Source organism: Bradyrhizobium sp. USDA 10063 (assembly GCF_054063735.1).
In genome coordinates this window covers 6916716-6940852 of record NZ_JBSSGP010000002.1, presented here as the reverse complement: position 1 = coordinate 6940852, position 24137 = coordinate 6916716, and the positions used below count along the sequence as shown (strand labels likewise).

Here is a 24137-nt window from a genome sequence, read left to right as displayed (position 1 = left end):
ATCGATTGGCCGGGAGAATCCACCGATGTTCGATTTTCAAGACCTGTTTCAGTGGGACCGCTTCATCACCCCCACGATCATCAAGACGTTCTACTGGCTGGTCATCGGCGTGATCGTGCTGTTCGGCATTTACGGAATCCTCTGGAGCCTGGCCGCGATGGCGATCAGCCCGTTCGGCGGCTTCATCCTGCTGCTCGCCTCGCTCGCCAGCATCGTGGTCGGCATCGTGCTCTCGCGCATCGCCGCCGAATTCATCCTGATCGTGTTCCGCATCAACGAGCATCTCGGCGCGATCCGCGACCAGGGCGGGATGCGGTGATCAGGTATTGAACCTGAAATGCATCACGTCGCCGTCGGCGACGACGTAGTCCTTGCCTTCCAGACGCAGCTTGCCGGCATCGCGGGCGCCGCCTTCGCCGCCGAGCGCGACGTAGTCGTCATAGGCGATGGTCTCGGCGCGGATGAAGCCCTTCTCGAAATCGGTATGGATCACGCCGGCCGCCTGCGGCGCCTTGGTGCCGCGGTCGATCGTCCAGGCACGGGCTTCCTTCGGACCCACCGTGAAATAGGTGATGAGATGGAGCAACTCGTAGCCGGCGCGGATCAGGCGGTCCAGGCCGGCTTCCTCGAGCCCAAGCGTCTCCAGGAAGTCGGTGCGCTCCTCGCGTGACAGCGTTGCGATCTCGGATTCGATCTTGGCGGAGATCACGACGGCGACCGCGCCCTCTTTCCTCGCGTGCTCGAACACCTGCTTCGAAAAGCTGTTGCCATCCTTGGCCGAGCTCTCCTCGACATTGCAGACATAGAGCACCGGTTTGGAACTCAGAAGCCCGAGCATGCGGAAAGCACGCTCCTCTTCCGGCTTGCGCTCGACCGCGCGCGCGGGCCGCCCCTCACGGAGCAGCACCAGCGTGCGGTTGACGAGGTCGAGCTGTTCCTTGGCGTCCTTGTCGTTGCCCTTGGCCTTCTTGGTGAGATTGTCGACGCGTTTCTCGAGGCTGTCGAGATCGGCGAGCATCAATTCGGTTTCGATGGTTTCGATGTCGGCCAGCGGCGCGATCTTGCCTTCGACATGGGTGATGTCGGAATCCTCGAAGCAGCGCACCACATGCGCGATCGCGTCGACCTCACGGATGTTGGCAAGGAACTGGTTACCGAGCCCTTCCCCCTTGGAGGCGCCGCGGACCAGGCCGGCGATGTCGACGAAAGTCAGCCGGGTCGGAATGATCTGCGCCGACTTTGCCACCGCAGCGAGCTTGTCGAGCCGCGGATCGGGGACGGCGACCTCGCCGACATTCGGCTCGATGGTGCAGAACGGATAGTTCGCCGCTTGCGCCGCGGCCGTCTCGGTCAGCGCATTGAACAGCGTCGACTTGCCGACATTGGGCAACCCGACGATCCCGCATTTGAATCCCATCGTACTTTCCGATCTCCCGCGCGAATGTGCGGCGGCTGAATTGACTTGAGGAACGAGCGTTAGTTTCCGCCCTCTTCCTTGCTGTCGAAGAACCCCTTCGCCTGCATCGTCAGATGCACCTTGTTCTGGAACGACGAGTCGTGCCCCATTGCCAGCAGGCCGGCATTGTCGGCGATCGCCTCGCAGAGCGCTTCGACCCACGGCCAATCGCTCTTGGCGAAATCCGACAGCACGTGACTGTGCACGAGTGCCTTGATGCCGGGATGACCGATCCCGAGCCGGACCCGGCGATAGTCGTTGCCGATATGCGCGGAGATGGAGCGCAGGCCGTTATGCCCGGCGATGCCGCCGCCGATCTTCACGCGCACCTTTGCCGCCGGCAGCTCGAGCTCGTCCTGGAACACGGTGATGTCGGCGGCGGAAAGCTTGAAGAAATTCTGCGCTTCCTGCACCGCGCGCCCGGACTCGTTCATGTAGGTGGTCGGCTTCAGCAGCACCACCTTCTCATGACCGAGGAGTCCTTCGGATGTCTCGCCCTGAAAGCGGCGGCGCCACGGTGCGAAACCATGACGCCGCGCAATCTCATCCACGGCCATGAACCCGATGTTGTGCCGGTTATCAGCGTATTTCGCGCCGGGGTTACCGAGGCCAACAAAGAGTCGCATGACGCGGCATCCCGCGTCCGCTTACTTCTTCTTGTCGCCACCGGCCGGCGCCTTGGCAGCACCCGCCGCTGGAGCCGCAGCCGCCGGAGCAGCCGCGCCTGCAGCCGGAGCCGCAGCGCCTGCCGCGGGAGCGGCCGCACCTGCCGCTGCCGCCTTCTGCTCTTCAGCGTAGCCGGACGGCGGCACGATGGTCACGAGCGTGGCGTCCTCGCGCGACAGCGCCTTGACGCCCTTCGGCAGCTTGATGTCGGACAGATGCAGCGAGTAGCTGATTTCCAGCGCGCCGACGTCGGCGTCGATGTACTGCGGAATGTTTTCGACCGAGCATTCGAGGTCGATCGTGTGGGTGACGATGTTGACGGTGCCGCCGCGCTTCACGCCGGGCGCCGTTTCCGCGTTGATGACGTGCAGGGGGACACTGACGCGGATGGTCGCGCCTTCGCCGAGCCGCATGAAGTCGACATGAAGCGGGAAGTCCTTCACCGGGTCGAGGTGATAGTCGCGCGGAATCACGCGGTGCTTCTTGCCCTCGAGATCGATGTCGAACAGCGTCGTCAGGAACCGGCCTGCGAGGATGCGCTGCCGCAGCTCGCGGTCCTCGACCGAGATGGTCAGCGGGGGCTTGTTGTCACCATAGATCACTCCGGGAACTCTCCCGGCGCGACGCTCAGCCCGGGCGGCCCCCTTGCCGCTCTTCGGACGTGCGGTCGCCTTCAATTCCTTGACGGTCGCCATCAGTCTAAGTCCTTGTTTTGCAAAAAGTTAAAGGCCGCATCGCGGCCCCGTTTCGCGTGCCGCAGCAAGCCTCCAGGGGTGCGGGGGCTGCGGACGTGGCGGGCTTTTAGCCCCAAAGGGCCGAAATGACAAGGAAAATGGGCGGTGATTTGGGAAGCATTGCCCTCCCCAGTTCGTCATGGCCGGGCTCGTCCCGGCCATCCACGCCCTTCGGTCGACAGGAAGAAAGAACGTGGATGCCCGGGACAAGCCCGGGCATGACGGCGGAATGCGTGAGAAACAGCCCTACCCGTCCGCCTTCACGCTGCGGTGCCCGGCGAGGTCCCGAGTTTGGCCTCCAGCGCTACGATCCGCGCCTTCAGCGCCTCGTTTTCCTCGCGCGCCAGGCGGGCCATGTCCTTCACCGCCTCGAATTCCTCGCGCCGGACGACATCGAGGTCGCGCAGGACGCGTTCGGCCTGATTGCGCATGACCGAGTCGACTTCGCGCTTGACGCCCTGGGCGGCGCCGGCGGCGTCGTTCATGAGGCGACCGATCTCGTCAAAAAACCGGTTCGTGGTCTGGGTCATCTGGCTCTCCGCACTTGCCGCACTCCCTTGGGCGATCAAGACAATGGCAATCAAAAGCGCGTGGTTCAAGACCGCAAATGACCCATGATGCCGCTCGCCTTGTCATGCTCCGGTTTCCTTGCAATCGTACTCAACGCCCAAGGGACAGGAATCACGAACCAAAGAAACGCCCATGATCGACCAGCAAATCGATATCCCGACCAAGGACGGCAAGACCACCACTTTCATCAGCCATCCCGAGCGCGGCGGCCCGTTTCCGGTGATCATCTTCTACATGGATGCGCCGGCGATCCGCGAAGAGCTGCGCGACATGGCGCGCCGGCTCGGCACATCCGGTTACTATGTGATGCTGCCGAACCTCTATTATCGCGCCGGCGTCATGGAGCTCGGGCCGATCAATCCCGATCCGGAATCGCCCGAGCGCAAGCGCATGTTCGAATTGATGCACTCGATCAACATCCCCATGGTGATGGATGATACCAAGGCCCTGCTCGCCTATGCCGAGGGCCAGGCTGCCGCGAATACGCGCATCGTCGGCACCGTCGGCTATTGCATGAGCGGGCGCTATGCGATCAACGCGGCGACGCATTTTCCTGACAGCGTGAGGGCCGCCGCCTCGGTCTACGGCACGCATCTGGCGACCGACCAGCCCGACAGTCCGCATCTGGCGGCTGGCAAGACCAAGGCCGAGCTCTATTTCGCCTGTGCCGAGACCGACATCTACGCGCCGATGGAGATCATCGAAAAAGTGCAGGCCGGCATGAAGGGATCGAACAACGAGGTCGAGATCTATCCCGCCACCCATCACGGCTTCGCCTTCCCGAAGCGCCCGGTCTATCATCGTGATGCCGCCGAGCGGCACTGGGAGCGGCTGCTCTCGCTCTATCGCCGCAATCTGTCCGCATAGCCTGAGGTGCGATGCCCTTCCTCTTGATCGATTTCCCCGTGTTCGATCCGATCGCCATCTCGATCGGACCGATCGCGATCCGCTGGTACGCGCTCGCTTACATCTGCGGCATCGTGATCGGCTGGATCTACGCGCGGGCGATGATCAAGAACGAAAAATTGTGGGGCGGGCCGGCGCCGATTACGCTCACCCAGATGGACGACTTCATTCTCTGGGTCACGCTCGGCATCATCGTCGGCGGCCGGACCGGCTATGTGCTGTTCTACAACCTGCCGTTCTTCGTTCAGCACCCCGCCGAGATCTTCGAACTGTGGAAGGGCGGCATGTCGTTCCATGGCGGCTTCCTCGGCTGTGTCGTCGCGGTGATGTGGTTTGCGCGCCGGAACCGCGTCCCGATCCTGTCGCTCGGCGACATGACCACCGCGGTGGCGCCGATCGGCTTGTTCCTTGGCCGCCTTGCCAATTTCATTAACAGCGAATTGTGGGGTCGGCCCGCCGATCCGAGCCTGCCCTGGGCCATAGTGTTTCCCAATGGCGGACCGCTGCCGCGGCATCCGAGCCAGCTCTATGAAGCCGGGCTCGAGGGCATCCTGCTGTTCACGATACTGGCGGTGATGATCCGGATGGGTGCGTTGAAGCGGCCCGGCCTGGTGCTCGGCAGCTTCATCTTGATCTATGGCATCGCCCGCATCATCGGCGAACACTTCCGCGAGCCCGACCCGCAGCTCGGATTCCTGTGGGGCGGGCTGACCATGGGAATGCTGTTGTCGGTGCCGATGGTTATTGTCGGCACTATCATGGTCGTGATGGCTTGGCGCCGCAGGGCGCCGCAGCCGGTACCGAGTTCGATTTAAGGCTGGATGTGACCGAAGTTTCGCCGCTGCTGTCCGAGATCAAGAAGCTGATCAAATCATCCGGCCCGATGCCGGTCTGGCGCTACATGGAATTATGCCTGATGCATCCGCAGCACGGCTATTACGTGTCGCGTGACCCGCTGGGCCGTGAGGGCGATTTCACCACCGCCCCCGAGGTCAGCCAGATGTTTGGCGAACTCCTGGGGCTGTGGTCGGCCTCGATCTGGCGCGCGATCGGTTCGCCTGACTCGTTGCGGCTGGTCGAGATCGGCCCCGGCCGCGGCACCATGATGGCGGACGCGCTGCGGGCGCTGCGGGTACTGCCGCCGCTCTATCAGGCGCTCAGCGTGCATCTGGTCGAGATCAATCCGGTGCTGCGCGAGAAGCAGCGCGCGACCCTGGGCAGTGTCCGCGACATCACCTGGCACGCGAGCATCGACGACGTGCCCGAGGGGCCGGCGGTGATCCTCGCCAACGAATATTTCGACGTGCTGCCGATCCATCAGGTGGTGAGGGGCGAGAACGGCTGGCACGAACGCGTGATCCAGCTCGACAGCAATGGCAACCTCACATTCGGCACCGCACCCGAGCCAATACCGCGCTTCGACGTGCTGCTGCCGCCGCTGGTGCGCGCCGCTCCCATCGGCGCGGTGTTCGAATGGCGGCCCGACACCGAGATCATGAAGCTCGCCAGCCGCGTGCGCGATCAGGACGGCGCAGCGCTGATCATCGATTATGGCCATCTGCGCAGCGATGCCGGCGACACCTTCCAGGCGATCGCCCGCCACAGCTTTGCCGATCCACTGAAGCATCCAGGCCAGACCGACGTCACCGCCCATATCGATTTCCAGGCGCTGGCACGCGCCGCCGAAGATGTCGGCGCGCGCGTCCACGGCCCGGTGACGCAGGGTGAATTCTTAAAGCGCCTTGGCATCGAGGCGCGCGCCGCGGGATTGATGGCAAAGGCCACGCCCGAAGTCGCCACCGAGATCGCCGGAGCGCTGAAACGATTGACCGACAGCGGCCGCGGCGGCATGGGCTCAATGTTCAAGGCCATGGCGGTCTCCCACCCGGAGCTCACCTCGATCGCGGGGCTGAGCGATTACCCACATGATGCGGAACGTTCATGACCCTGGCTTCCCCGCTGCTCTCAGCCATTCCCGGCCTGCGCCACGCCTTTTTCTCGCGCGACGGCGGCGTGTCCGAGGGCATCTATGCCGGCCTCAACGGCGGCATCGGCTCGAATGACGACGCCAATAAGGTCGCGGAAAACCGCCGGCGCATGGCGGAACGCATGGGGGTCGGGCCCGACCGCCTGCTCACGCTCTACCAGGTGCATTCGCCCGACGTCGTGGTCGCCACCACACCATGGGCGAGTGACGCGCGGCCGAAGGGCGACGCCATCGTCACCCGCACCCAAAACCTTGCGATTGGCGTGACCGCGGCCGATTGTGGCCCGATCCTGTTCGTCGATCCCAATGCCCGCGTGATCGGCGCGGCGCATGCCGGCTGGAAAGGCGCGCAGACCGGCGTGCTGGAATCGACCGTCGAGGCGATGGAAAGGCTCGGCGCCGACCGCAGCAGCATCGTCGCCGCAATCGGCCCCTTGATCCGCCAGCACTCCTATGAAGTGGGGCCCGAATTCGTCGCGCGCTTTCTGGAGGCCGATGCGGACAACGCCCTCTTCTTCCTGCCCGGCGAGCGCGAAGGACACGCGATGTTCGACCTCGGCGGCTATATCCGGATGCGGCTGGAGAACGCCGGTATCCTGATGATCGACGACATCGGTATCGACACCTATTCCGACGAACGCTTCTACAGCTACCGCCGCTCGGTGCATCGGAAGGAAGGCGATTATGGCCGCCACGTGCACGCCATCGCCCTGGAAAAATGACCGCGGCCGCTGGAAGTACTTAAACTTCAACGAAAATTTCGATCAACGTCCGGAATCTGTCGAGCCGGCGCTGTGGCCTCGCCGCCCTAGACCTTAACGTATTTTAACGATATCGGGGGGATGATGAGCGACACCATCGTCACCCTTTCCCGAATTGCGCGCGCCGCGATGGTCGCGACGTTGCTGCTTGCGGCCTGCGCGCTCGGTGGCTGCGCCAACAACGGCGCGGCGAACAATGCCTATGCGATGGCCGGCGGCAGCGGTTCGACGGTCGCGTTCGAATCGATCGACGGCCCGCCGCCACAAGTGTTCGACCGCATGGTCGGTGTGCTCGACAGCGAATCGAAACTGCGCGATCTCGCGATCGTGTCGCGCGAAGGCGCGGCCGCCTACCGCGTGCGCAGCTATCTCTCGGCGCAGGTCGTGCGCAGCAAGACCATCATCGCCTGGGTCTGGGACGTCTATGACGCCAATCAGCAGCGCGCCTTGCGCCTCTCCGGCGAAGAACCGGCCGGCAAGACCGGCCGTGACGCCTGGGCTGCCGCCGACGACCTGGTCCTGCGCAAGATCGCACAAGCGGGCCTGAGCGGCCTCAGCAGCATGATCAATGGCGGGCCGGCTGATGCGCCAGCGCCCGCCTCGGCGCCCAGCCGGCAGGGACCTGCGGTCGCGAGCGCCCCCGAACCGAAAGAATCCGGGGTCGTAGCTCTCGGCTACAGCGCTAACTAAACGTTCGGGATAGTCAAAAAGCTGTCATTTTTTGGCCGGGATAACGGGTGTGACGGGTTGCCGCTGCTCCCCTCGCCTGATATCTCGTCGCCCATCGAAACCCGCCGGTTCTGTAGGTACTTGAGATGTTGGACATGGTATCGAGCAAACCCCGGGGAGAAGCGTCCATGTCGGCCAAGAACGGCGCGATCAAGCTGGTAGCTGGCAACTCCAATCCTGTGCTGGCGCAAGAGATCGCTGACGGGCTCGGCCTGTCCCTGACCAAGGCCGTGGTCCGGCGCTTCGCCGATATGGAGATCTTCGTCGAGATCCAGGAAAACGTCCGCGGCTCCGATGTCTTCATCCTGCAGTCGACGTCGTTTCCGGCCAACGATCACCTGATGGAACTCCTGATCATCACCGACGCGCTGCGCCGGGCTTCCGCCCGCCGCATCACGGCGGTGGTGCCCTATTTCGGCTATGCGCGGCAGGACCGGAAATCCGGCTCCCGCACGCCGATCTCGGCAAAACTGGTCGCGAACCTGATCACCCATGCCGGCGCCGACAGGGTGATGACGCTCGACCTGCATGCCGGCCAGATCCAGGGCTTCTTCGACATTCCGACCGACAATCTCTACGCTTCGCCGGTGATGGTGCGCGATATCCGCGAGCGCTTCGCCCTCAGCAACGTGATGGTGGTGTCGCCCGACGTCGGCGGCGTGGTCCGCGCACGCGGCCTTGCAAAGCGCATCAACACGCCGCTGGCGATCATCGACAAGCGCCGTGAGCGGCCGGGCGAATCGGAAGTGATGAACGTGATCGGCGATGTCGCCGGCTACACCTGCATCCTCGTCGACGACATCGTGGATTCCGGCGGCACCCTGGTGAACGCGGCCGATGCCCTGATCGCCAACGGCGCCAAGGAAGTGTTCGCCTACATCACCCACGGCGTCTTGTCCGGCGGCGCCGCAGCGCGCATCGCCTCGTCCAAGCTGAAAGAGCTCGTCATCACCGACTCGATCCTGCCGACCGAAGCGGTGAGGAATTCCGCCAACATCCGCACGCTCTCGATCGCCGGTCTGATCTCCGAGGCGATCGCCCGCACCGCTGCGGAAGAGTCGGTGTCGAGCCTGTTCGACTGAAACTCTTGATGTTGTAGGGTGGGCAAAGCGAAGCGTGCCCACCGTCAACGCTCCGCTCGTAATGGTGGGCACGCTTCGCTTTGCCCACCCTACGATTCCGCGATCAACCTACCCCACGATCCCCGCAGCGACCTGGCCGCGCAGGCGCTCAAGGCTGTGCAACGTCTTGGCGCAGGCTTCCGCGACCTCCACGCCCTTGATGGCGAAATGCTTGCGGAAGAAATCGTAATGCACCTCGGTCTCGTGGAACTGCTGCGGCGTCAGCACCGCCGAGAACACCGGCACCTCCGTGCGCAACTGCACGTCCATCAGCGCCTTGATCACGGTGTCGGCGACGAATTCGTGGCGGTAGATGCCGCCGTCGACGACGAGGCCGGCGGCGACGATCGCCGTGTAGCGGCGCGTCTTGGCAAGAATCTGCGCGTGCAGCGGGATCTCGAACGAGCCCGGCACCTCGAACACGTCGATATTGGTGACGTGACGCGCCTCCATCTCGGCGAGGAAGGCGATGCGGCATTCCTCCACCACCTCGTGGTGCCAGGACGATTGCACGAACGCAACGCGCTGTGGCTTGGCGAAACGCGGATGCGTGGGCGCCGGTGGCGGCTCTGGGGTTGCCGGCGTGGTAACCTCGGGCGGCGACTGGACTTCCTCGGCTTCGGGAGTTTGGACTTCGGCGTCTTGCAACATCTGATTCATGGCTTTCCTCGTTAAGGACCAGAATCAGGGCATACGGAAAACGACCATAGCCACGCGCGATGGCGAGGCTGCCGCAACCGTTCTCTTTCATCCGGACTTTGACCGTCGGCTTCGGAATTGCACCGAATCTGCTGACCCCTGCCCCGGGGAGGAGCAAGGCGCTCGCGGGCTTGGGCCGTCAGGCCCTTACCGCCGGTGGGGACTTTCACCCCGCCCTGAGAACATCGGCCGCCCGGAATGGACGACCTGCCCAAAGCTATTGCCAAATCGAGGGATGCGGCAAGCGCCTTGGCATGGCGAATCGGCATGTTCCCCATGTGCCCGGCGCGAGCCTTGACGACCGCTTGGCGACCCCTTGATGCCCCCTTGGCAAGTCCTGAGTGCCCCGGCTCGATCCGAAACGCGGCGCTCGCGTTAACGATTACGACGGTCGCGCAAATCCGATTCCGGTTTGTTCTCGCGTTAATAATTATGGCGGCGATGAGCTGTGGACGAGCGCGCCTTTGGCTGTGGACGGACTCGGGCCCCGGTTGCGCGGATTCCGCAAATCACATCACTTCATCATGGCAAGCCTCGGAGCGATCGGGAAGGCGATGGAGGGGCCTGCAGTCGGCAACCATGCGTTATCTGGTGCAGGCCGGCCTTCCGCGTGCGTACCAATAAAGTCAGAAGAACAAGGGTCGAGACGGCATGTCCCTCCTCGAAGGCGTAATCGATTCCGAAAACCATCCGCTCGCGGTGGTCGAAGATATCGCGACCGATAACAACTGGGCGTTCGAGCGCGCCGGCGACGAGGTCACGATCGTCTCCAAGGGCGACTGGACCGACTATCAGCTCTCCTTCACCTGGATGAGCGAGATCGAGGCGCTGCATCTGGCCTGCGCCTTCGACATGAAGATTCCGCCGGCGCGCCGACCCGAAGCACAGCGGCTGATCGCCGCCATCAACGAGCAATTGTGGATCGGCCATTTCGATCTGTGGACCCACACCGGCATGATCATGCATCGTCAGGCGCTGGTGCTGCCCGGCGGGCTGAACGCATCGACCGCGCAATGCGAGAGCATGCTGGTCGGCGCCATCCACGCCTGCGAGCGCTACTACCCGGCATTCCAATTCGTGGTGTGGGCCGGCAAGACCGCCCAGGAAGCGATGAGCGCCGCGATGTTCGAGACCGAGGGCGAGGCTTAGGAACACTGCATCCGCGCACTCGCCGTCGTCCCGGCCTTGAGCCGGGACCCATACCGCGTGATGTCCCCGTGTGGCTAAAATGCTTGTCGCGCGTTCTGCGCCTGACTAGAACCGCAGGTGGTTATGGGTCCCGGGTCAAGCCCGGGACGACAGGAGTGGTGGTGACGCCCTTGAGCAACAATAGCGTTTTGCAGCAAATCACCGGCACCATTGCGCTCGCCGGCGCAGGCAAGATGGGTGGGGCGATGTTGACCGGCTGGCTCGCCGGAGGCCTCGATGCCGGGCGCGTCGTCGTGATCGACCCGCAGCCGTCAACGGAGATCAGCGCGCTTGCCGCGAAGGGCGTCCGTCTCAATCCGGAAGACGCAGGGCCCGTCGACACGCTGGTGGTCGCGGTCAAGCCGCAATCGTTCCGTGACGCCGGCGCGGCGCTCAAGTCGCTGGTCGCACCATCGACACTCGTCGTCTCGATCATGGCCGGAACAACCATCGCCTCGCTCCAAGAGGTCTGCGGCGGCGCGGTGGTGCGCGCGATGCCGAACACGCCGGCCTCAATCGGCCGCGGCATCACGGTCGCGGTCGCCGCGAACAACGTCAGCGCCGCACAGCGCGCGACCGCGGATGCACTGCTGCGTGCCACCGGCGCGGTGGAATGGGTCGACGATGAGGGCCTGATCGACGCCGTGACCGCGGTCTCCGGCTCCGGCCCGGCCTACGTGTTCCTGCTCGCCGAAGAACTCGCGCGCGCCGGTGTCGAGGCCGGATTGCCGGACGACCTCGCCACCAAGCTGGCACGCGCAACCGTCGCCGGCTCCGGCGAATTGCTGCATCGCTCGGAGCTGCCGGCGGCAACCCTGCGTCAGAACGTCACCTCGCCCGGCGGCACCACCGCCGCCGCGCTGGACGTGCTGATGGCCGCCGACGGCTTGCGGCCGCTGATGATCCGCGCGATTGCCGCCGCGACGAAGCGATCGAAGGAATTGGCGAAGTAGCGGGATCCTGTAGGGTGGGCAAAGCGAAGCGTGCCCACCATTGCGTGTGGAACGTGGATGGTGGGCACGCTACGCTTTGCCCACCCTCATATGGGGCTTTGTGAGTCAAGGCTCTTGAACCGGTGCGGGTTGGGTTTTTGCAGTGAGAGGGCGGCGCGCGGAGCCATGCGTAGCGCAGCGCGACGACCGGGCCCCGGGCGAGGATTGGCTTCCGAAGATTTCTGCAGCTCACTGCATCACCTCATATCCGGTCGGATCGGCTGATCCGTACCCACATTCCGCATGCTTGCGGCGAGGAAGCCAAGAGGATGAGACCCATCTACAAAGCGGCCTGGTTGGGCCCCTGGGTGGCACGGTCATCATCCATCCTGTACGGGGCGCGCGGCGCGGAGCCGCCTCGCCCTGGTGGCGTGGTCCGGTGCTAGGCCTTCATCACGGCCTGCTCCGGAACAAGGCCGGTGGTGAGATAGCGCCACAGCGCCACGATCAGCTTGCGCGCCAGCGCGACGATGGCGATGCGCTTGGCGCGCTTGCCGGCGTTTTCGGTGCGGGTGCGGAACCAGCGGCTGAGCGCGCTGTCCGGCTGATGGCGCAGCCAGAGCCAGGCCAGTTCGATCGTCTTGTGGCGGGCGCGCCGGTTGCCGGCCTTGCTGATCCCCTGCTCGCGATCGATGCTGCCGCTTTGCCAGGGACTGGGCGCCAATCCGCAATAGCTGGCGACCTCGCGCCGGTTGCGGAAGTCCTTGTAGAACACCTCGTTCACCAGCGTCGCGGCAAACGCCGGGCCGAGCGCCTTGAGCTGCTGCAACTGATCCCGTCGCTTCGCCATCGGCGCCGGCGCCGCGGCGGCTTCCGCCGCGACTTCTGCCGCGACTTCTGTAGCGACTTGGGCCTGCTCCAGCGCCTTGAGCTGGTCGCGCACCAGCATCAGCCGGGCATGCTCGCGCTTCACTTCGGCCAGAAGCTGCGGCGGCAGCGGCTGCCCTTGCCAGTCCCGCTGCTGCTCCAGCCAGGCGAGCCAGGTCCGTCGTCGCAAGGTGCCGGCCGCCATGCCCAACAGGCGCAGCAGCGCCTTGATCCGGTTGGTGTGCCCCGTCTGCTCCTTCACCAGTCGTTCGCGTTCGCGGCTGGCGCGCCGGGCGTCCTCCTCGGCCACGCTCGGCACCCGGACGATCCGCACCACCCGCGGCTCGCCTCGCAAATGAGCCATCAAGGTGCGCAGCAGAAGCTCGCCATCGATCCGGTCTGTCTTCGCCCGCCGCGCCCGTTGCTCCACCGCGATGCTCGCCGGGTCGAAGATGAAGTTGGTGATCCCAGCCGCCGCGAGCAGCCGGTGCAGCCAGAAGCCGTCATAGCCAGCCTCGTAGCAGCTCACCACCCGCGGCGCCGCTCCAAGCTTCGCAGTCGCCCGGGCCTTGACCTGCTCGATCAGCGCCAGCAGCCCGGCGTGATCGCCGCCTTCCAGCTTGTGGCGCGATATCCCGGTCCCGATCCGGACTGTGCAGCGTCACCAGCCACGTCTTCTGACTCAGTTCGATCGCAACGAAAATCGTGCCACAATGCCCGGCGGTGGGCGTGTTCTTGGTCAATGCTTGCATCAGACTCTCCGATGGTTCGAGTGTGGAAACCCAAACCTACCGGAAAGGGCGCGCTCACCGCCCCATGGAATCTACCGCTCCGCAAGCCGCCTGGTGAAATTCTCGACATTGACGAGGCCGCGGGCGTGGCGGCCGGCGCCGATCTTGCGCTCGCCATGGAAGGCTTCGACCTCGAAGCGGATCACGCGGCGCTCCACGGCGATGACTCTTGCGGTGGTGCGCACCAAAGCGCCGACGGGTGCGGCCCAGAGATGGCGGATATCGACCTCGGTGCCCAGGGTGACCCAGCCGGGTTGAAGGCTGCCGCGGATGGCATCGCCCGAGGCCAGCTCCATCTCCAGGATCATCATCGGCGTGGCGTAGACCATCGGCATGCCAGGCACGAAATGCCCGACGGTGCGCTCGGGCGGCACCACGAGGGTGCGCTCGGCACTCATGCCGATCTTGATGATGTCACGGGCGTCCATGTTGCCTCACACACGCTGTCGTCCCGGACAAGCGAACGCAGTGAGCGCCGATCCGGGACCCATAACCGCAGCAAGTTATTTGGCGAAGGCTGGCGATTGGCAGCTCGCTGCCACAACGCAATTCTGTGGTTATGGGTCCCCGCTCCAGTGCGCAATTGCGCACAAGGCGGGGACGACTACTTTCTGCGCGAGCTACTTCTTCGCCGCTGCGGCGCGCTCGACAAACGTCTTGCCGCCCTTCATCTTGTGGGTGAGCGGCGCCTCGTTGATCTGGATCACGACGGCTTCGGCGTCGACCCCGAGATTCTTGACCAGCGCCTGCGTGATGTCGCGCATCATGCCGGCCTTCTGTTCGTCGGTGCGGCCGGCGGCCATGCTCACGGTGATCTCAGGCATTCTGTCTTCTCCCTGTTACCGTCATGGCCGGGCTTGTCCCGGCCATCCACGCTCTTTTCTATCAAACAAGACGTGGATGCCCGGGACAAGCCCGGGCATGACGCCTCGCGGTAATGGCTATCCCCACGTCACGTCATGCCGCGCCAGCACCTCGCGCACCTTCGCGACGAGGTCGGCTTCCGCACACGAAAACTGCGCCGGCCGCGTCTCGCGCCACTCCTGGTTCGAAGCGATCGCCGCGGCAGCCTTCGCGCCTTCGATCAGGTCCTTGATCTGCACTTCTCCGCGCGCCTGTTCATCCGAGCCCTGGATGATGACGCAAGGCGAGTTGCGGCGGTCGGCATATTTGAGCTGGTTGCCCATGTTCTTGGGGTTGCCAAGATAGAGCTCGGCGCGGATGTTGGCGCTACGGAGTTGCGCGACCATTTTTTGATAATCCGCGACCCGGTCTCGATCGAACACCGTCACCACCACGGGCCCGAATTGCGGCCGCGTATCGAGCTTGCCGAGCAGCGTCAGCGCCGCCTGCAGCCGCGACACGCCGATGGAAAAGCCTGTCGCCGGGACGGGCTCGCCGCGAAAGCGCGAGACGAGACCGTCGTAGCGACCGCCGCCGCCGACCGAGCCGAAGCGGACGGGACGGCCTTTTTCGTCCTTGGTATCGAGGAGCAGTTCTACTTCGTAGACGGGGCCGGTGTAGTATTCGAGACCGCGGACGACGGAAGGGTCGATGCAAACACGATCATCATCGTAGCCGCCGGCATGAAGGAAGCTCTTAATCTGCGCGAGCTCAGTTACGCCTTCTGCAAACAGGACGTTGGCATTCTTCACAAACGATTCGTTGAATGGGAAACGCTCATGTGGCGTGAACGCAGCCGCGTTGCCATACGCTTCACCGCCTCCTGCCCGTCCTTGTATCGCGACTGTCGAGTGTATCACCGCAAAGACATAGGATATTTGATCGTCGCCCAGACCGGCACCCTTGGTATAATCGCCGCTTTCGTCCTTGCGCCCCTCACCAAGCAACTGACGCACGCCTTCAACACCTAGGCGATCGAATTTGTCGATTGCTCTAAGCACCGTCAGCCGGCGGCCCGCATTGTCATCGCCGCCGATCCCGATCGATTCCATCACTCCATCGAGCACCTTTCGATTATTCACCTTCACCAGATAGGAGCCACGCGGAATCCCCAGCGCCTCCAACGTGTCAGCCGCCATCATGCACATCTCGGCATCGGCGGCCGGCGATGCGCTGCCCACCGTATCGGCATCGAACTGCATGAACTGGCGGAAGCGGCCGGGGCCCGGCTTCTCGTTGCGGAAGACGTAGCCGGCGCGATAGCTGCGATAGGGCTTCGGCAGATGATCGAAATTCTCGGCGACATAGCGGGCGAGCGGCGCGGTCAGGTCGTAGCGCAGCGAGATCCACTGCTCGTCATCGTCCTGGAACGAGAACACGCCCTCGTTCGGGCGGTCCTGGTCGGGCAGGAACTTGCCGAGCGCATCGGTATATTCCATCGCCGGCGTCTCCACCGGCTCGAACCCGTAGCGCTCGAACACCTCGCGGATGGTCTCGGTCATCCGGCGCGTCGCGGCGATCGCGGTAGGACCGCGATCTTCCAGCCCGCGCGGCAGGCGTGCCTTCAGCTTCTGCGGTTTTTTCGGTTTGTCGGCCATGGGCGCGCGTTTACCAGCGGATGGAGAATGCGGCAACCGTCACGCCGAAGCGGCGGAATAATTCCGCCACCGGTCACAGCACCTTTCTGATCCAGTTGTGCGGGTCGGCCGCGCGACCGTACTGGATGTCGACCAGCTTCTTGCGCAGCCCCATGGCGACAGGGCCGGCCTCGCCGCCATTGATGAGAAAATCGCCCTTCGTGGAGCGCACCTTGCCGATCGGCGAGATGACGGCCGCCGTACCGCAGGCGAAGGCCTCCTTAAGCTTTCCGCTGGCGGCATCAGCGCGCCACTGGTCGATCGTGTAGGCCTCCTCGCGCACGCGCGTGCCGGAATCCTTTGCGAGCGCGATGATCGAGTCGCGGGTGATGCCCGGCAGGATCGTGCCGAGCGGCGGCGTCAACAGCGAGCCGTCGTCGAACACGAAGAACACGTTCATGCCGCCGAGTTCCTCGATATAGCGGCGCTCGACCGCATCGAGGAAAACGACCTGATCGCAGCCGTGTTCGATGGCCTCGGCCTGCGCGCGCAGGCTGGCGGCGTAATTGCCGCCGCATTTGACGGCGCCGGTGCCGCCGATCGCGGCGCGCGTGTAGTTCTCCGACACCCAGATCGACACCGGCGCGGGTCCGCCCTTGAAATAGGAGCCGACTGGCGAGGCGATGACGGCGAAGATGTATTCCGCTGATGGTTTCACGCCGAGGAAGACCTCGCTCGCGATCATGAACGGCCGCAGGTAGAGACTGCCCTCGCCGCCTGGAATCCAGGCGCGGTCGATGCGCACGAGCTGCTCGACCGCCTCGATGAACACAGGCTCGGGCAGCGGCGCCATGGCCATGCGCTCAGCCGAATTCCAGAAGCGCCGGGCATTGGCGTCGGGGCGGAACAGGTTCACGCCGCCGTCGTCGCGCTTGTAGGCCTTGAGGCCTTCGAAAATTTCCTGCGCGTAGTGCAGGACGGCCAGGGCCGGATCAATTGGAAAATTCGCGCGGGATTCGATGCGCGCGCCATGCCAGCCCTTCGCCTGATTGTAGCGGACGATGGCCATGTGATCGGTGAAAATCCGGCCGAAGCCCGGGTCCACGAGCTTTGCCGCGCGCTCCTTGTCGGACGTCGGATTAGGCGCAGGCTGGATTTCGAATTTCAAACTCATCTTCTTGCTTCCCGCTGTCGGAGTCGGCGCGATTCCTGGCGCCGGCCTCTTCGGGCCCCATGGCTCAATAGGTCTGGACTCCACCACCAGCCTGGCGGCCGGTTTCCATCGCCGTCATGTCCTCAAGGACATGCTTTTGCCGGATGCTGAAGTCCAGTATGTTTTGTCGAAATGCCGCTCGACAATCGCACGGTAGTCCCAATTTGCGGCCCAAGCCTCCATCACTGGTCTGCTCGTGGCCGTTCTAACTTCGCCAGGGACGAAACGATCTAAAATTTCGTCGTGACTGGCAGTTTTGTAACATTGAACCCAAGATACGTCAATATGGCTGACATAAATTTCTCAACGGCAGCAGCACAGCCCGATTCGCCGGGAACGGACGTATCCGCTCCGGGACCGCGGACCGGCGATTTGCGCTGGGACATTATCGAGCTCCTGTTCTTCGCCTATCGCGACTTCGTCGGCGATGCCGATCAGGAACTGGAGGCGTTCGGCTTCGGCCGCGCCCATCACCGGGTGATGCATTTCGTCACACGCTATCCCGGGCTCAAGGTCGCCGACCTTCTCGACGTCCTGCGCATCACCAAGCAATCGCTCGGCCGCGTGCTGAAGCAATTGCTCGACGAAGGCTACATCCTGCAGAAGACCGGCAGCAATGACCGGCGGCAGCGGCTGCTTTACGCCACCGCCAAGGGCGAAGCGCTGGTGGCCAAGCTGGCAGGATTGCAGACCGACCGCATCAACCGCGCGCTTGCCGGCCTCGATCCGGCCGGCGTCGAGACCGTACGGGCGTTCCTGCGCGCGATGATCGACCGCGACGATCCCGACAAGGTGCTGGAGACGATCTTCGGCAGCGCGGCCAAGAAGACGAGGGAGTGAACGTGACGCAGGGAGCAACGATTGCCGCCGCGACGGCACGCATGCCGATGAAACCGGCCGACGACGCGCCGCACCTGCTGCTGGTCGATGACGACCGACGCATCCGCGATCTTCTCTCGCGCTTCCTCTGCGGCGAAGGCTACCGCGTCACGACCGCCATGAGCGCCAGCGACGCGCGCGCCAAACTGCTCGGACTCAATTTCGACCTGCTGATCCTGGATGTGATGATGCCCGGCGAGAACGGCTTCGATCTCGCGCGCTTCATCCGCTCATCCTCGTCGGTGCCGATCATCATGCTCACTGCGCGCCACGAGGCGGAATCCCGCATCGAAGGCCTGCAGATCGGCGCCGACGACTATGTGGCAAAGCCGTTCGAGCCGCGCGAACTGGTGCTGCGGATCGGCAACATCCTCAAGCGCACCGCGCCGCCGCCAGCGCAGACGCTGGAGCAGATCGCCTTCGGCCCGTACGTCTTCCATCTCGACCGCGGCGAGTTGCGCCAGGGCGAGGAGATCATCCATTTGACCGACCGCGAGCGGGAGATGCTGCGCATCCTCGCCGCGAGCCCGGGCGAAACCGTGCCACGCGGCGCGCTGACCGGCGACGGCACCGTCAACGAGCGCGCCGTCGACGTGCAGATCAACCGCCTGCGGCGGAAGATCGAGCGCGACCCCGCCAATCCCTTGTTCCTGCAGGCGGTGCGCGGCATCGGCTATCGCCTGGTGGCCTCGCCTTAAGACCTATTCACCATGAGCACGATCGACACGGGCCTGAGCCTGATCCGCAACGCCTCGCAGCGCGTCTCCAGAGCCAATGGCCGGATGGGAAACGCGTTCAAGAGCTGGATGCCAACCGGCCTTTATGCCCGCGCGCTGCTGATCATGATCGTGCCGATGGTGGTGCTGCAGACAGTGGTGGCCTTCGTGTTCATGGAGCGGCACTGGAACACGGTGACGCGCCGCCTCTCGGCCGCCGTGGTGCAGGACATCGCCGCCCTCATCGACGTCTACAAGACCTATCCGCAGGATAAGGACCGCGCACAGGTGCGCCGGATCGCGCAGCGGCTGCAGCTCGTGGTCGATTTCCTGCCCCCCGGCGACATGCCGCCACCCGGGCCAAAGCCCTTCTTCTCGCTTTTAGACCAGACGCTGTCGGTGCAGCTCGGCCGCCAGATCGGGCGTCCGTTCTGGATCGACACCGTCGGCAGATCCAACCTGGTCGAGATCCGCGTGCAGCTCGACGACGCGATCATGCGCATCTTCGCGCTGCGCAGCGCGGCCTACGCGTCGAATTCGGAGATCTTCATCTTCTGGATGCTCGGTACGTCCACGATCCTCTTGATCGTCGCGGTGCTGTTCCTGCGCAACCAGATCAAGCCGATCCTGCGTCTGGCGGACGCCGCCGAAAGCTTCGGCAAGGGCCGCGAGGCACCGAATTTCCGGCCGCGCGGTGCGCGCGAGGTGCGGCGCGCAGCGCAGGCGTTCCTGGAGATGAAGGCGCGCATCGAGCGCACGATCGAGCAGCGCACCGCCATGCTCGCCGGCGTCTCGCACGATCTGCGCACCATCCTGACCCGCTTCAAGCTGGAGCTCGCGCTGCTCGGCGAAGGCCCCGAGATCGACGCCATGCGCAAGGACGTCGACGAGATGTCGATGATGCTGGAGGACTATCTCGCCTTCGCCCGCGGCGACTCCGGCGAGATCGCGCAGCCAACCGACATGGCGATGGCGCTGGAGGAATTGCGCAACGACGCCGAACGCCACGGCCATACCGCGACCGTCGCCTTCCACGGATTGCCCGTCGTGACGGTGAAGCCGGCCTCGTTCAAGCGCTGCCTCGGCAATCTCGTCTCCAATGCGGCGCGACACGCCAGCACGATCTCGATCACCGGCCACCGCGACCACCGCTACCTCACGGTCACCGTCGACGACGACGGCCCAGGCATTCCGGTGGGCATGCGCGAGGAGGTGTTCAAGCCGTTCTTGCGGCTCGACGACGCCCGCAACCAGGACGAAGGCGGCACTGGCCTGGGACTGGCCATCGCCCGCGACATCGCGCGCTCGCATGGCGGCGACATCATGCTCGGCGACAGCCCGATGGGCGGCCTGCGCGCGACGGTCAGAGTGCCGGTGTAGGGAAATCCTTCCCTTCTCCCCTTGTGGGCCCCTTGTGGGAGAGGGCGCAACAACTGGCGTCTCAAGGCTGAGCTAGTTCGGACACGCGCCGCGCTCCATCCGCCCTACGAGAAGCACTACTTCGGCAGCTTAGGGATCATGCCCTTCAGCTTTTCCATGTCCTTGATGTTCATCTTCATGCCGCCGGCCATGATGATGTCGCCGGGCTTCTGGTCCGCCTTGCAGGGACCGAGCCATTTGGCCTCGATGGTGGCGGTGGTATCGCGCGCCGCGCCCGCGGAGCCGCGATCGGCGTGCGAGGTCGTCTTGACCGTGTAGGCGGAGTTGAAGTCGCCGGTGATCTCGGCATGCGAGGTCACTGTGACGCCAGCGACGCCGCACACGGAATCGCTGACATAGCCGGTCGCCGTCTTCTGGATATCCTGCTTGGAGCAGATATCCTTCGCCATCGGCGAGACCGCCGTGCTCATGTCCTTGTCGGTGGTCTCGTCGGTGCAATGCTGCATCGTCATCTCGGGCATGGCCGCGCCCGAGCGCACGATCTTCATCTCCCACAGGCCCGCCTTGCGGACCGGCAGATCGACGGCGCCGGCCGCGCCCGGCAACAGCACAGCCAGGCCGAGGGCCGATCCGAGCAGGACGACATGTCGTGTCATGCGGCGATGCCGGTGACGGGGCCGATGATCAATAAAGCGTGCGCAGCGGCCGCTGGGCGGCGCTCCAAGGCACCCAGCGGCAGGAGAAGGAGACATAGCCGCCTTCATAAGGCTGCACCGCGAGGAATTTCACCACCTTGCCGTAAGACGCGCAGTGATCGACCGCGAGCTGGCGCGCGTCGGCCTGCCTTGCCAGCGAATAGGCGATGATGCCGCCGGTATCGTTGCCCTTGAACGGGGGCACCCAGTCGGCCTGTGCCGGTGCACCGGCCAGCATTGCGCCTGCGGCAACCATGCCAGCGGCCAGAATCCTTCGCATTGCAGACTCTCCTCAAATCCTTGGGCGGCACCATAAAGTGCGCCGGCGACGGTGAAAAGAATCGTGGGCCGGAGATTTGCGGAGTTCTCCGCCAGTGTTGCCGCGCTGCACTTGACCTCGCCCGGGCTTCGCGGCACCGTCCCGCGCGTTGGATTGTCCGGCGGATTCCCATGCGCAACTCTGTTCTTTCCTCGACCAAAACTGGCCTCTGCGCCGCATTCGGCCTGCTGGTTGGCCTGTTGGCATCCGCCCAGACGGCGCAGGCCGCCAACCCACTTGAGTTGAATTTCTGGCTCTCCGGGCCGAATTATGAAGGCCGGGTGGCCCCCTGCGAGGCAGCGCTGCCGACCATCGCCGCTCAGTTCCAGGAAAAAGAGAGCCAGTTCTGGAATTCCCCGCTTGTGATCACCGGCTATACCCGCATCCATGAGACCGCCTTCCGCCCCTGGCAGTCCGACAATATCCCGCGCCGCTATTGCTCGGGCAGCGTGATGCTCAGCGACGGCAAGGTGCGCACCGTGCACTTCTCGATCATCGAGGACGGCGGCTTTGCCAGCATCGGTCAGGGCGTCGAATGGTGCGTGACCGGACTGGACCGCAACTGGGCCTATAATCCCGCCTGCAAGTCGGCCCGGCCCTGACCCTCGAAAGCCCGCATAGCGCCGCCCGCTAATCAATCGCTGCGTCGCATCGCAATTTGTTCTTGAAATGTTCCATCTCACTGCTAGGCTCGCACCCGGTCGAGTGTGGGGGTGCTTTATGTTTCGATTGGCCTTGGTTTCCCGGCTGCTGATTTCCGTCCTTGCCTATTTTGTCGTGATCGGCACGGTCAGCGCCCAGGATCGCCGGCAAAACGCGCCGGGCGAGTTCGATTTCTACGTGCTCGCGCTGTCCTGGTCGCCGTCGTTCTGCGAAGCGGCCTCCGAGCGTGGCGATGGCAGGCGGGCGCAGGTCCAGTGCGACGGACGCCCCTACTCCTTCGTGGTGCATGGGCTCTGGCCGCAATATGAGCGCGGCTTTCCGGAATATTGCCAGCGTCCCGCCCCACGGCTCGCCCGCAACGTCATGACCTCGATGCTCGACCTGATGCCGGCGCCCGGGCTGATCTACAATGAATGGGACAAGCACGGCACCTGCTCGGGCCTCTCCGCGCGCACCTATTTCGAGAGCATCCGCAAGGCGCGCGCCGCGGTGAAGATCCCGGAGGAATTCCTGCAATTGTCAGAGCCGAAGACGGTCGCCCCTGCCGAGATCGAAGAGGCCTTCATCAAGGCCAATCCGGGCCTCGGCAGTTCGGCGATCTCGGTGACCTGCGACAGCAAGCGGCTCAGCGAGGTCAGGATCTGCATGAGCAAGGACATGCAGTTCCGCGCCTGTGAGGAAACCGACCGCCGCGCCTGCCGCCGTGACCAGGTGGTGATGCCGCCGATCCGGGGTGGTTAGACACGATCTCCACCGTCATGCCCGGGCCTGACCCGGGCATCCACGCCTTCTTCACGCTCGACAAAGACGTGGATGGCCGGGACAAGCCCGGGCATGACGAGTAGAAGTACGGTCGTACAGACCCGCAGATATCTCATGAACTACCGTCACGCCTTTCACGCCGGCGGTTTTGCCGACGTCATCAAGCACATCGTGCTGGTGCGGATCCTGCTCTACCTGCAGGAAAAGCCCGCGGCGCTCCGCGTCATCGACACCCATGCCGGCGCTGGCCTCTATGATCTCACCTCCGACGAGGCACGGCGCGGGGGCGAATGGCTGACCGGGATCGCGCGGCTGATGCAGGCGCGATTCTCCAAGGAAGCGCTGCCGCTGGTGCTGCCTTATCTCGACATTGTGAGGGCTTTCAGCCCGCCGGGCGAACTGAAGGCCTATCCGGGCTCGCCGCTGATCGCGCGGGCACTGTTGCGGCCGCAGGACCGCCTCACGGCCTGCGAACTTGAGCCCCAGGCGCGCAAGCGCCTGATCGACGCGCTGCGCCGCGACGCCCAGGCGCGAGTGGTCGACCTCGATGGCTGGACCGCGCTGCCGGCCTTCGTCCCGCCGAAGGAAAAGCGCGGCCTCGTCCTGATCGACCCGCCGTTTGAAGCCAAGGACGAGTTCGAGCGGCTGGCGCAAGGCTTTTCGGAGGCGTTCGCCAAATGGCCGACCGGCAGCTATCTGTTGTGGTATCCCGCAAAAAGCCGTCGCGTGACCGACGATCTTGCGCGCCACGTCGCGTCGGAGACAGGCAAGAGCAAGCCGGCCGGCAAATGCCTGCGGCTCGAATTCAGCGTCGCGCCCCGCGAAGCCGATAGCGGCCTGGTCTCGACCGGGCTCTTGATCGTCAATCCGCCGTGGACGCTTGCCGGCGAACTCAAGACCATCCTGCCCGAATTGGAAAAGCCCTTGGGCCAAGGCGGCGCAGGCCGATTCAGGCTGGAGACGCCCAAACCCTAAGCCAAAGCCGTTGCTGAAAACTCCCACTCGACCATAGGCAACTTGCCCGGAACCGTATTATGCTTGTCACGTTAGGACTGGCTTTACGTTCCGCTTCCGCGAATGGTTGCGGCGGAGTGACAAGGCCGAAGAAAAATCCAGGCGGGTCGGTGGCGTGACACGGATCCGCTGAGGTGGCCAAGCTTCCGGCAGCGAATGTCCGGTCGCCCGCTACGTGAGTTACGCGTGGCGGCGGTGCAATGCGGGGGAGGAGTTTCCCGATGGCCATGACTGGGACAGTCAAATTCTTCAATGGAGAGCGCGGCTACGGCTTCATCAAGCCTGACGACGGCGGCCGCGATGTGTTCGTTCACATCACCGCTGTCGAGCGCGCAGGACTGAAGGATTTGACCGAAGGACAACGGATTACGTTTGACGTCGAACCGGACAAGAAGGGCAAAGGCCCCAAAGCGGTCAATCTGGTGATTTCATCGTGAGCTTTTGCGCTCACGCTGAAGCGGTCTGAATTCTCGGTTGAGGATTTGCCGGGCGGCGTCCCGCTCGCACAGGCATGCGCGTGATCCTGCGCGTCAGCTCAGCTTAAAAAAATTCCGGCCGCCTGCGACGGCCGGTAGGTTGTCGTCGATCGTTTTCTTGTTCTTTGAAGCG

General features: G+C 64.3%; 27 protein-coding genes, 1 pseudogene and 1 riboswitch. Of the genes and pseudogenes, 16 read left to right on the top strand and 12 right to left on the bottom strand.

All coding sequences use genetic code 11. The annotated features are described in order from the left end of the window. Positions 1-25 precede the first annotated feature (25 nt). The gene (locus ACVJGD_RS34725; RefSeq protein ID WP_456638420.1) at positions 26-319 is read left to right on the top strand and encodes a DUF4282 domain-containing protein; all 294 of its coding nucleotides are present in this window, start codon (positions 26-28) and stop codon (positions 317-319) included. Here ACVJGD_RS34725 and ychF read toward each other — a convergent pair whose 3' ends face one another. From ychF to ACVJGD_RS34705, 4 genes are all read right to left on the bottom strand, one after another. Beyond that, positions 320-1417 (bottom strand): redox-regulated ATPase YchF, encoded by a 1098-nt coding sequence (gene ychF / locus ACVJGD_RS34720; RefSeq protein ID WP_456638419.1) that lies wholly within the window; start codon positions 1415-1417, stop codon positions 320-322. It lies immediately after the preceding gene. A gap of 59 nt (positions 1418-1476) precedes the next feature. Next, a complete protein-coding gene (gene pth, locus ACVJGD_RS34715) occupies positions 1477-2082 on the bottom strand; it encodes an aminoacyl-tRNA hydrolase (protein WP_456638418.1) in 606 nt (201 codons plus the stop codon). A gap of 21 nt (positions 2083-2103) precedes the next feature. Continuing rightward, positions 2104-2817 carry a 50S ribosomal protein L25/general stress protein Ctc gene (locus ACVJGD_RS34710; RefSeq protein WP_456638417.1) on the bottom strand — a complete coding sequence of 238 codons (714 nt, stop codon included), beginning with the start codon at positions 2815-2817 and terminating at the stop codon, positions 2104-2106. Between the two features lie 299 nt (positions 2818-3116). Next, a complete protein-coding gene (locus ACVJGD_RS34705; protein ID WP_456638416.1) occupies positions 3117-3386 on the bottom strand; it encodes an accessory factor UbiK family protein in 270 nt (89 codons plus the stop codon). Positions 3387-3558: 172 nt separating this feature from the next. Between ACVJGD_RS34705 and ACVJGD_RS34700 the strand changes: the two genes are divergently transcribed. The 6 genes from ACVJGD_RS34700 to ACVJGD_RS34675 all read left to right on the top strand — a co-directional run bounded on the left by ACVJGD_RS34700 (position 3559) and on the right by ACVJGD_RS34675 (position 8891). Next, the gene (locus tag ACVJGD_RS34700) at positions 3559-4293 is read left to right on the top strand and encodes a dienelactone hydrolase family protein (protein ID WP_456638415.1); all 735 of its coding nucleotides are present in this window, start codon (positions 3559-3561) and stop codon (positions 4291-4293) included. An 11-nt stretch (positions 4294-4304) separates the two neighbouring features. Next, positions 4305-5147, top strand: a complete 843-nt coding sequence (lgt, locus tag ACVJGD_RS34695) for a prolipoprotein diacylglyceryl transferase (RefSeq protein WP_456638414.1) — start codon at positions 4305-4307, stop codon at positions 5145-5147. 8 nt (positions 5148-5155) lie between these two features. After that, a complete protein-coding gene (locus ACVJGD_RS34690) occupies positions 5156-6277 on the top strand; it encodes a class I SAM-dependent methyltransferase (RefSeq protein WP_456638413.1) in 1122 nt (373 codons plus the stop codon). Further along, positions 6274-7041, top strand: coding sequence for a peptidoglycan editing factor PgeF (pgeF, locus tag ACVJGD_RS34685; protein ID WP_456638412.1), 768 nt, complete (start codon positions 6274-6276; stop codon positions 7039-7041). The genes ACVJGD_RS34690 and pgeF overlap by 4 nt, the downstream gene beginning before the upstream one ends. Before the next feature lie 123 nt (positions 7042-7164). Beyond that, positions 7165-7770: a hypothetical protein gene (locus ACVJGD_RS34680; protein WP_456640470.1), complete on the top strand. Its 606-nt coding sequence runs from the start codon at positions 7165-7167 to the stop codon at positions 7768-7770. A 167-nt stretch (positions 7771-7937) separates the two neighbouring features. Further along, positions 7938-8891, top strand: coding sequence for a ribose-phosphate pyrophosphokinase (locus tag ACVJGD_RS34675; RefSeq protein WP_456638411.1), 954 nt, complete (start codon positions 7938-7940; stop codon positions 8889-8891). Between the two features lie 108 nt (positions 8892-8999). Here the strand turns inward: ACVJGD_RS34675 and ACVJGD_RS34670 are convergent, their stop codons facing one another. Then, positions 9000-9590, bottom strand: a complete 591-nt coding sequence (locus ACVJGD_RS34670; RefSeq protein ID WP_456638410.1) for a 6,7-dimethyl-8-ribityllumazine synthase — start codon at positions 9588-9590, stop codon at positions 9000-9002. Positions 9591-9665: 75 nt separating this feature from the next. Next, positions 9666-9817, bottom strand: a riboswitch (FMN riboswitch). A 463-nt stretch (positions 9818-10280) separates the two neighbouring features. Between ACVJGD_RS34670 and ACVJGD_RS34665 the strand changes: the two genes are divergently transcribed. Beyond that, on the top strand, positions 10281-10778 hold the full coding sequence (locus tag ACVJGD_RS34665) for a YbjN domain-containing protein (protein WP_456638409.1): 498 nt from the start codon (positions 10281-10283) through the stop codon (positions 10776-10778). Between the two features lie 233 nt (positions 10779-11011). After that, positions 11012-11770 (top strand): pyrroline-5-carboxylate reductase, encoded by a 759-nt coding sequence (gene proC / locus ACVJGD_RS34660; RefSeq protein WP_456640469.1) that lies wholly within the window; start codon positions 11012-11014, stop codon positions 11768-11770. Between the two features lie 421 nt (positions 11771-12191). Here the strand turns inward: proC and ACVJGD_RS34655 are convergent. From ACVJGD_RS34655 to ACVJGD_RS34635, 5 genes and pseudogenes are all read right to left on the bottom strand, one after another. Then, a pseudogene (locus ACVJGD_RS34655) lies at positions 12192-13368 on the bottom strand (IS110 family RNA-guided transposase). Between the two features lie 71 nt (positions 13369-13439). After that, a complete protein-coding gene (locus ACVJGD_RS34650) occupies positions 13440-13835 on the bottom strand; it encodes a thioesterase family protein (protein ID WP_456638408.1) in 396 nt (131 codons plus the stop codon). 192 nt (positions 13836-14027) lie between these two features. Next, positions 14028-14231, bottom strand: a complete 204-nt coding sequence (locus tag ACVJGD_RS34645) for a tautomerase family protein (RefSeq protein ID WP_225120125.1) — start codon at positions 14229-14231, stop codon at positions 14028-14030. Positions 14232-14348: 117 nt separating this feature from the next. Further along, positions 14349-15812 carry a histidine--tRNA ligase gene (gene hisS, locus ACVJGD_RS34640; protein ID WP_456640468.1) on the bottom strand — a complete coding sequence of 488 codons (1464 nt, stop codon included), beginning with the start codon at positions 15810-15812 and terminating at the stop codon, positions 14349-14351. Positions 15813-15981: 169 nt separating this feature from the next. Further along, complete coding sequence (locus ACVJGD_RS34635; RefSeq protein WP_456638407.1) at positions 15982-17061, bottom strand: branched-chain amino acid aminotransferase; 1080 nt, start codon at positions 17059-17061, stop codon at positions 15982-15984. A gap of 324 nt (positions 17062-17385) precedes the next feature. Here ACVJGD_RS34635 and ACVJGD_RS34630 point away from each other — a divergent pair, with 324 nt between their 5' ends. The 3 genes from ACVJGD_RS34630 to ACVJGD_RS34620 are packed head-to-tail and all read left to right on the top strand — an operon-like array spanning position 17386 to position 20075. Then, entirely contained in the window at positions 17386-17940 is a 555-nt protein-coding gene (locus ACVJGD_RS34630) for a MarR family winged helix-turn-helix transcriptional regulator (RefSeq protein WP_456638406.1), read from the top strand. Positions 17941-17981: 41 nt separating this feature from the next. After that, entirely contained in the window at positions 17982-18677 is a 696-nt protein-coding gene (locus ACVJGD_RS34625; protein WP_456640467.1) for a response regulator, read from the top strand. A gap of 12 nt (positions 18678-18689) precedes the next feature. Beyond that, the gene (locus ACVJGD_RS34620) at positions 18690-20075 is read left to right on the top strand and encodes an ATP-binding protein (protein WP_456638405.1); all 1386 of its coding nucleotides are present in this window, start codon (positions 18690-18692) and stop codon (positions 20073-20075) included. Positions 20076-20191: 116 nt separating this feature from the next. Here the strand turns inward: ACVJGD_RS34620 and ACVJGD_RS34615 are convergent, their stop codons facing one another. Together ACVJGD_RS34615 and ACVJGD_RS34610 are read right to left on the bottom strand one after the other, a co-directional pair. Further along, positions 20192-20731, bottom strand: coding sequence for a DUF3617 domain-containing protein (locus tag ACVJGD_RS34615; protein WP_456638404.1), 540 nt, complete (start codon positions 20729-20731; stop codon positions 20192-20194). Positions 20732-20759: 28 nt separating this feature from the next. Next, positions 20760-21050, bottom strand: a complete 291-nt coding sequence (locus ACVJGD_RS34610) for a hypothetical protein (RefSeq protein WP_456638403.1) — start codon at positions 21048-21050, stop codon at positions 20760-20762. Positions 21051-21220: 170 nt separating this feature from the next. On the opposite strand from ACVJGD_RS34610, the gene ACVJGD_RS34605 reads away from it, so the two are divergent. From ACVJGD_RS34605 to ACVJGD_RS34590, 4 genes are all read left to right on the top strand, one after another. Continuing rightward, entirely contained in the window at positions 21221-21691 is a 471-nt protein-coding gene (locus ACVJGD_RS34605; RefSeq protein ID WP_456638402.1) for a hypothetical protein, read from the top strand. Between the two features lie 118 nt (positions 21692-21809). Continuing rightward, positions 21810-22493: a ribonuclease T2 family protein gene (locus tag ACVJGD_RS34600; RefSeq protein ID WP_456638401.1), complete on the top strand. Its 684-nt coding sequence runs from the start codon at positions 21810-21812 to the stop codon at positions 22491-22493. Between the two features lie 135 nt (positions 22494-22628). Next, positions 22629-23489: a 23S rRNA (adenine(2030)-N(6))-methyltransferase RlmJ gene (locus ACVJGD_RS34595; RefSeq protein WP_456640466.1), complete on the top strand. Its 861-nt coding sequence runs from the start codon at positions 22629-22631 to the stop codon at positions 23487-23489. A gap of 260 nt (positions 23490-23749) precedes the next feature. Beyond that, entirely contained in the window at positions 23750-23965 is a 216-nt protein-coding gene (locus tag ACVJGD_RS34590) for a cold-shock protein (protein ID WP_027581161.1), read from the top strand. Positions 23966-24137 lie beyond the last annotated feature (172 nt).